General features: G+C 59.8%; 4 protein-coding genes, 1 tRNA gene and 1 pseudogene. 3 read left to right on the top strand and 3 right to left on the bottom strand.

All coding sequences use genetic code 11. The features are described 5' to 3' along the window. Positions 1 to 293 precede the first annotated feature (293 nt). A tRNA-Met gene (locus AF71_RS30930) sits at positions 294 to 370 on the top strand. 123 nt (positions 371 to 493) lie between these two features. Here AF71_RS30930 and AF71_RS30925 read toward each other — a convergent pair. Next, a complete protein-coding gene (locus AF71_RS30925) occupies positions 494 to 754 on the bottom strand; it encodes a DUF4242 domain-containing protein (RefSeq protein WP_018856437.1) in 261 nt (86 codons plus the stop codon). A gap of 41 nt (positions 755 to 795) precedes the next feature. Next, positions 796 to 4,311 (bottom strand): adenylate/guanylate cyclase domain-containing protein, encoded by a 3,516-nt coding sequence (locus AF71_RS30920; protein ID WP_169684504.1) that lies wholly within the window; start codon positions 4,309 to 4,311, stop codon positions 796 to 798. Between the two features lie 321 nt (positions 4,312 to 4,632). Here AF71_RS30920 and AF71_RS30915 point away from each other — a divergent pair, with 321 nt between their 5' ends. Then, entirely contained in the window at positions 4,633 to 6,015 is a 1,383-nt protein-coding gene (locus AF71_RS30915) for an FAD-binding oxidoreductase (RefSeq protein ID WP_025658815.1), read from the top strand. Between the two features lie 385 nt (positions 6,016 to 6,400). Then, entirely contained in the window at positions 6,401 to 7,399 is a 999-nt protein-coding gene (locus AF71_RS30910; protein WP_272481247.1) for a sulfite oxidase, read from the top strand. 39 nt (positions 7,400 to 7,438) lie between these two features. On the opposite strand, the pseudogene AF71_RS30905 reads toward AF71_RS30910, so the two are convergent. Further along, positions 7,439 to 7,624, bottom strand: a pseudogene (locus AF71_RS30905) (IS30 family transposase); the annotation flags it as partial.

The following is a 7,624-nucleotide window of genomic DNA, read 5'->3' as shown; positions in this document are numbered from 1 at the left end:
GACGCGGGAGAGTCGGTCGCTGCCAGGTCTGCTAAACGCAACAACACATGCGCCGAATGTCGAAGACATTCGAAAGCTGCATGTGAAACAAAGATAATCTTCTCATCACGAAAACGGCCCTAAGCCGATCAAAAGGGCCGCCCACAAAGCGGCCTTTGTGCTATAATGGGCCCGGAAACATGCAGTGCGTCCCTTACACGAGACAAATCGCCTTCGGCAATTTGCTCGGGCAGTAGCGTAAACTGCTTCGCAGTTTACGCACCGTGACAAAACCCAGAGGGTTTTGCACTTGGCGCGGGGTGGAGCAGCCCGGTAGCTCGTCAGGCTCATAACCTGAAGGCCGCAGGTTCAAATCCTGCCCCCGCAACCAACAAAACCTGAATATTTGCCATTCAAGTCGCCTCACAGAAACCTCCTCCGCATAGGCGGACGGCCTTCACGTGTAAATTCGGTAGCTCAAGCAGGTGCAGCCGGGAGGGGCGGTCGGGCAGGGCTATGCAAACATATTGGGGCCGATCTCCCCGCCAACTTCAATGATCACATCCGCGGGGACATTGTTCCTCCTTGCCGCGGCGCGAATGGCTTCAGGATTTGGCGCTTCGTAAAGGCAGTATGTCTTTTTCCTGTCGGCGCTGAGGAACGAAAAAATCCACTTCACCCCTTCCTCGTCGTTGATCAGGTTGATTTCCTCGACTCCCTCTTTCGACAGTTGGAGTTGTTCGGCAAAGTTTCTTTCGATGATATAGCGTGGCATGATGAGACCCTCTTCTCACCCAAAGCGGCGAACCTCTGATCCTAATGAATGGTCTGCTTCAGTCGCTGTTGCAGCCTGACCATTCCCAGTTCGGCCGCAGTTGACCGGGCATGCTCGGATAAGGACATTGCTCTCTTTATCGCGGCTCTGCTACCTATTTTCATTAGCAAATCGGAATATTCTGCCTGCGTGTGCGCGAGCCACGGTCGCGAGCCGATCGCCGAGTTCATCTCGAGAGCATGCTCATAGTGCTTTGACGCCCGATCGAATTCACCCAGCGCGGCGGACAACATGCCCAGATAGCGGCTTGCGGCACCGAAGCAGACAGTCGCCATACCTATCGTGACGGTCATCTCCTTGTAGTCGAGCATAAGCTTATAGAGTGTCCTGGCCGCTTCCATGTCCCCCAGGCCGGCGGCGACTTCCGTTAGAAACGAGAGGGATGCGCTTCGTTTTCCGTCAAGCGGCAGGGTGAAGCGTGTGCTGAAAAGCTCTTCCAATCTCCGCTGGGCGGCTTCCCGATAACCCAGGTCAAAGGCGACCAACGCGAAGCCCGGCAGCCAGGTGATTTCGTCCGGGTTTTCCTCGATCAACAATTTCATGACCGGTGCGACCTCCGAGAGACGGCTCTGCTCCCGGCGGATCGCGAACATTTGCATGCCGTAGACACCTTCGGGTGCCACGCCAAGGGTGTGCTTGCCCAGCTTCAGCGCTTCTTCGGCAAGCTTCTCGGCGGCGGTGAACCTCCCATCGAGGATGGCCATCATCGCTCTTGCGATCCGAGCGTAGAACTGGACGTTGAGATGCTGGCGCTTGGTGCCGAGTTCCTCCAGGGCGTCGACCGCCCGATCGGCCCGTGCGCGCTCGCCCAGTTCAGTCGAGACGTAGGTGTCAATGGAAAGCGCCCTGGTTAGCACATCGTCATCGTCGATCTCGCCCGCAAGGCGTCGTATTTCGTCAATGCGGGCCATCCGGTTGTTTTTCTCCGTGGCGGTTTTAACCGGTGAGGCTGTCAGGAGCGGGAGAACGGAGAGCTCCACAAGAGAAGTCTTGTCGCCAACCTCCCGGGCAAGTTCTATTCCAACGCTATGGCATTTTGCGGCCCTCTCGCTGTCACTGAGGTAGGCGTAAGCCCGCGCGAGGTGGCTGAGAATCTGGCACCGCGACTTCTTGTCCGCTGGTTCAACCATCGCCATGGCCTCCTCGAGAAGCGGCAGTGTTTCGGCAAGCGAGTTCGAGGAGAGAAATTGGGAGCCGTCGAGGCCGATCACTGCGCGAACGAAGCCCTGAGTGTCTGCCGCTTTGCGTGCCAATGGGGCGGCCAGCCTGTATTTCGCCAGCGAATCCGTCATGCGGCCGGCAGCGTACAGGGCGTCGCCTAGTTTCAGGACTGCTGCGAGAAGGTCTGTTTGGTGGCCGGGCTCGTTGGGCAACTGTTCCGCGATCGACAGTGCGTTCTGGAAATGGTCGACCGCCTCGTAGTTGGCGGATCGTGCAAGGGCTCGTTCTCCAGCTTTCATCCAGTATGGAAGCGCGAGTTCGACCCGTTGCGCTTTCTCGTAGTGTTGGGCGATGAGTTCGGGCTGCGTGGCAGCGACATCGGCATACTGGTCGACGAGAACTTTGGCGATTTCCTCGTGGAAATGTCGCCGCCGCCGGTTGAGGAGCGATTGGTAGGCGGCATCCTGAATGAGCGCATGACGGAAAACGAGGGTATCATTCAAGACACCGCCTCCGACGACGATCTGGCTGGAAACAAGCTGGTGCAGTGCTTTCTCGAGGATCCGATCATCGAGACCTGCAATCTTCGACAGAAGGCCACGATCGAACTCCCTGCCAATAACGGCAGCAATCTGGGCGACCTCTTTGGCTGTTGCCGCTAGATGATCGAGACGAGCCATCAAAGAACCCTGCAGGCTGTCCGGGATCTCTACGTTGAGCGACGGTGACGTTCCGCTCTCGATGATCGTGCGGGTCAACTCCTCTATGAACAACGGCACGCCGTCCGCTCGCTCTAAGATCATTTCGGCAAGCTGTTCGGAAATGTCGCAGTCCATCGATCCGATGAGCTCGCGCATCTGTTGCCTAGTCAGACGTCCAATGGAGAGTGTTGTCGACTGCGACAATCCACTGGCCCAGTCCGCGCTCCATTCCGGTCTATGGGTGACGACGACGAGGGCGGCCGTACCGTGAAGCCGGCCGACGAGTTCTTCTAGCAATTCGATGGTGGACGGATCCATCCAGTGTGCGTCTTCTACGACCATGAGCACCGGTGCGATTCTGGTCGCAAGAAGCAATCGGTTCGCGAGAGTGCGGACGAGAAGTTCCTTACGCTGGTGGGCGGAGAGATTTAGCGGCTTGAACTCGTCACCGCCATCGAGCGAAAGCAGCTCCGCATAGATCGCACCAACTTCCGAGGGCCTTTCGCCGTAGCGGCTGACAAGGGTGCGAAACTTCTCGACTCGCGTGTTTCGGTCGTCTGCCGGCGTAAACATCGCGACCCGGCTCAGTCGCTCGACGATCGGGTAAAAGGCCGATGTGGCGTGATAGGGCGAGCACTGCAATCGGATGAGTTCATGCTCTGTCTCGCGCAGATGTTCTTCGAAGGCTTCGACAAGACGGGATTTTCCGATGCCCGCCTCCCCCGACAAAAAGACCATCTGTCCTTGGCCGGCCTTCGCCAGCTCCCACCGTTCGAGCAGTAGCCCGATCTCGCTGGCACGTCCGACAAATTTCGAGAGCTTTCTGGAATGCGCGGCTTCGAAACGGCTGTCCACCTCTCGCTCGCCGCGGACTTCGAACAGCGCAGTGGGCGAGGTGAAGCCTCTCAGCGTCCGCTCGCCGAGGCTGGCGATTTCGAACGACCGCCCGGCGAGGCGGCGGGTGCTGTTCGAGACCACGATCTGCCCTGGGGCGGCCGCCCCCTGCAGACGTGCCGCCAAGTTTGGGGTGTCGCCGGCGATCGATCCACGCTCCTTCGCGCTGCCATCGGTGTCGCCAACGACCACGTGCCCGGATGCGATGCCGATCCGAGCCTTCAGTCCCCGCTGGTTGGGCGACTGCAGCGCATCGACGGCGGTTATCGCCTCGAGACCGGCCCGGATCGCGCGCTCGGCGTGGTCCTCATAAGCCATGGGCCACCCAAAATAGGCAAGCACGCCATCTCCGAGATACTTGGCGACATAGCCTCCGAACCGCGTGACTGCGCCCGCGACGCTATCCTGATAACGGCGGATCAGCTCGTGCATGTCTTCCGGGTCGAGTTGCTCCGACAACGCAGTCGATCCTACGAGGTCGCAGAAGAGCACGCTGAGCAGCCGTCGGTCAGCCGCAGCGTCCGTCGCGACGGGAGCGGGCTGCTGTTCGTCCGGAGGTTGCTGCGCAAGTCCGTTTATCGCGGCTAGAATAATCTTCCGGTGACCAAGCGAGACGCCGAGTTCACGGAGGTCGGATTCCGCGACATGAGGGAGCGCTCGCAGATCGACGTCATTCTCGATGAAGGCCGCGGCGTACTTGCCGAGACCGAGTTGGGCTAGCCAATCCTCAATCGTCTGCATCGACTTTCAATCCGCTCAACCGTTCCCGAAAAATACCACGAACGTCGGCATCCTGCCACGCAGTGCCGGGAGCCGCTCGCGTTGAACAGGCCGAGCAATCGATGGCGAATTTGCGAACGCAGCCCTCGCAGATCATGCGGCATTTCAGCGCCAACACTAAGGACGATTATAGACTATCCGCATCTTGCAGCGCATTCTTCGAAGTCGCAATCGACCGCTGTGGGGAGCGAATTCAGTCGTCAGCGCATCATCCTTCAAACGCCCCTCGTCAGTATTCGATTCGACGTCATGAGCTCGGAGGCTCGGCTTCAGGAGGGTGTTATGATCAGCGAAAATATCGGGAAGTTCACACAGATTCTTCGCGGTGCTCTTATCGGGCGCGACCATGCCGACTACGAGGACGCCCGCAGGCTCTACAACGCCATGATCGACAAGCGGCCGCTCTTGATCGCAAAGTGTACGGATGCTGCGGACGTGATTGCCTCCGTGAACTTCGGCCGCGACAACGAACTTCCGATCGCCGTCCGGGGCGGCGGCCACAACGGGGCTGGGTTTGCCAGCGTTGACGACGGCATCGTCATCGACCTGTCGCCGATGCGGGGTGTGCGCGTCGATCCCGTCAAGCGGACAGTTCGTGTAGGGGCCGGGTGTACGACCGGCGAGGTCGATCATGCCACCCACGCCTTTGGGCTTGCCATCCCCTTCGGTGTCGTCTCAACCACAGGTGTGGCGGGCCTGACGCTGAACGGCGGCCACGGATACCTCACCCGCCAATATGGGCTTGCCATCGACAATCTGATCGAGGCCGACGTCGTGCTCGCGGACGGCACGCTCGTCACCGCCAGCAAGGCCGAGCGCCCGGATCTGTTCTGGGGGCTGCGCGGCGGCGGTGGCAACTTTGGTGTGGTCACCAGTTTTCTGTTCGAGGCGCACCCTGCGGACAGCGTTTATGCCGGTCCGATCTTCTGGGAGTTGAAGGATGCTGCGACGGTGATGCGCTGGTACCGCGAGTTTTTGGCGACTGCGCCGGACGAGTTCTACGTCTTCCTTGGGCTGCAGACGGTTCCCTCCGCCGATCCGTTCCCGGTGGAGCATCGTGGCAAGAAGATCTGCGTGCTTCTCGTTTCCTACAATGGAGCGGTCGCCGACGGGGAGAAGGCAGTTAACGCCGTCCGCAGGGCGCTCCCGCAGCCGATTGTCGATTTTGCCGGTCCGATCCCGTACCCGACACTTCAAGGCATGTTCGACGGACTCTTTCCGAAGGGCCTTCAATGGTACTGGAAGGGTGATTTTGTGAAGACGCTTCCGGACGCGGCGATCGAAGCACACATCGAGCAGGTGGCCAAGGCACCCAGCGAACCCTCGTGCATGCACCTCTACCCGATCGATGCCGCCGTCCATCGCAAGGCAAGAGATGAAACGGCGTGGAATTGCCGGGATGCCACATGGTCGATGGTTATTGCCGGCGTTGACGCCGATCCGCGCCAGGCGGCGACGCTGAAAAAATGGGCGACCGACTACTGGCAGGCGGTCCACCCGTTCAACCTCGACGGCGCTTACCCGAACTTCATGATGGACGACGAAGGCGATGTGCGCCTGAAGGCCACGTATGGCGACAATTACGAGGGTCTTGTCCACCTGAAAAAGAAGTACGACGGGAGCAACCTGTTTCGGATGAACCACAATATTCGCCCTGCCGCCTGACGCCGAGAGGGGCGTCACTGAAAGGCGCTTCCTCGATCCTGGCGGCCACTGCGATGGTGGCTGCCAATGTACACCTTTGGCGTAATGGCGTCACCCGCCGAGGCCGCTTGCGGCCCTTTGCTGCCGTTCGAGATCGATCCGAGGAACGTGCGGTATGTGCTAGAATGCGGCCCGAAAGCGGAATGCGACAGACGCACGGCGAGGGGCGGTGTGATCGAACCGGAATTCGCGCGACCGAGCCGACGTTGTGCTCTTGGAAGGAGAGACGAGGACGATGCCGACACCACAGCAACCCAGTCTAATAGTTCGACAGAAATCCCCACAGAACATCGAGTTTCCGTTTGCGTCGCTCTCCGATTGGCGGATCCCAACGGAGCTGTTCTTCGTGCGAAACCATTTTCCGTCACCGGACCTCAATGCGCGAGACTGGAGATTGCGCGTTGACGGGGCGGTGGAGCGGCCGATCGAACTTGACCTCGACAGCATCAAGGCGATGCAGAGCACGACTTTCACCGCCGTCGTCGAGTGCGCAGGGAATGGGCGCGTCTACTATGTGCCGGCGAAGGAGGGGTTGCAGTGGCAGAACGGGGCCGTCGGCAACGCCGCGTGGACGGGTGTTCTTCTGCGCGAGATTTTGGAAATGGCGGGCGTTAGGCGAACCGCACGTGAGGTTCTGCTCGTAGGCGCCGACAGCGGCGTCGTCGACGCGAACAAGAAAACGGCTTCTCCAGGCCCCATCGCTTTTGCCCGCAGTTTACCGCTGGAGAAGGCCGTCGCTGACAGCACGATCCTTGCCTATTCGATGAACGACGAACCGTTGACGCGCGATCACGGCTACCCGCTACGCGCGGTGGTGGGTGGCTGGTTCGGCATGGCTTGGGTCAAGTGGATCACGCATATCACGGTTGTGGAGCAACCGTTCCTTGGCTACTGGCAGGCGCGCGACTATTTCCGTTGGGAGCGCAGCCTTGGGGAACCTAGGCTGGTCCCCCTTACGGAGATGGAGGTCAAAGCGCAGATCGCGCGTCCCGTACAGGGGGCGCATCTCATCCTCGGCCAACCGTGCCGGATTTTCGGAGCCGCCTGGAGCGGAGAGGCTGGTATCCGGCAGGTGCAGGTCTGCACCGGAGATGGCAGGGGCTGGCGCGAGGGAAGGCTTCTCGAAACAGAATGTCCCTTCGCATGGCGCTTGTGGGAGTACATGTGGACCCCTGAAAAAGTGGGGCGATATATACTGCGATGTCGCGCGATCGATGGGGCGGGGTGCGTGCAGCCCGACCTCCCGCGTTCCGACTGCGAGAGCTACGCGGCCAATTGGATTATTCCGGTGGATGTTACGGTCGTTCCCGAGCCACAGACGTACGCGGAGGAATTCGTGATCTAATCACCCGCGTGGGCGGAATGGCGGCTTATGGCAGTGGGTTCAATTGATCGCCGCAACACATTCTGCAAATTTTTGCGCGGGCGTCTGATAAAGCAAGGTCTTTCTTGGACGTTCGTTGAGCTGCCTGGCGATAGCATTGAGCTGGGCTTGGCTATGTACGGACAGGTCAGTGGCGCGCGGTAGGTATTGGCGCAGCAATCGATTGGTGTTCTCATTTGAACCGCG

The sequence above is a fragment of the Rhizobium sp. 57MFTsu3.2 genome, assembly GCF_012932765.1.
GTDB lineage: Bacteria > Pseudomonadota > Alphaproteobacteria > Rhizobiales > Rhizobiaceae > Rhizobium > Rhizobium altiplani.
The sequence above is the reverse complement of the archived record's forward strand: the minus strand, read 5'-3'. Positions and strand labels throughout refer to the sequence as shown.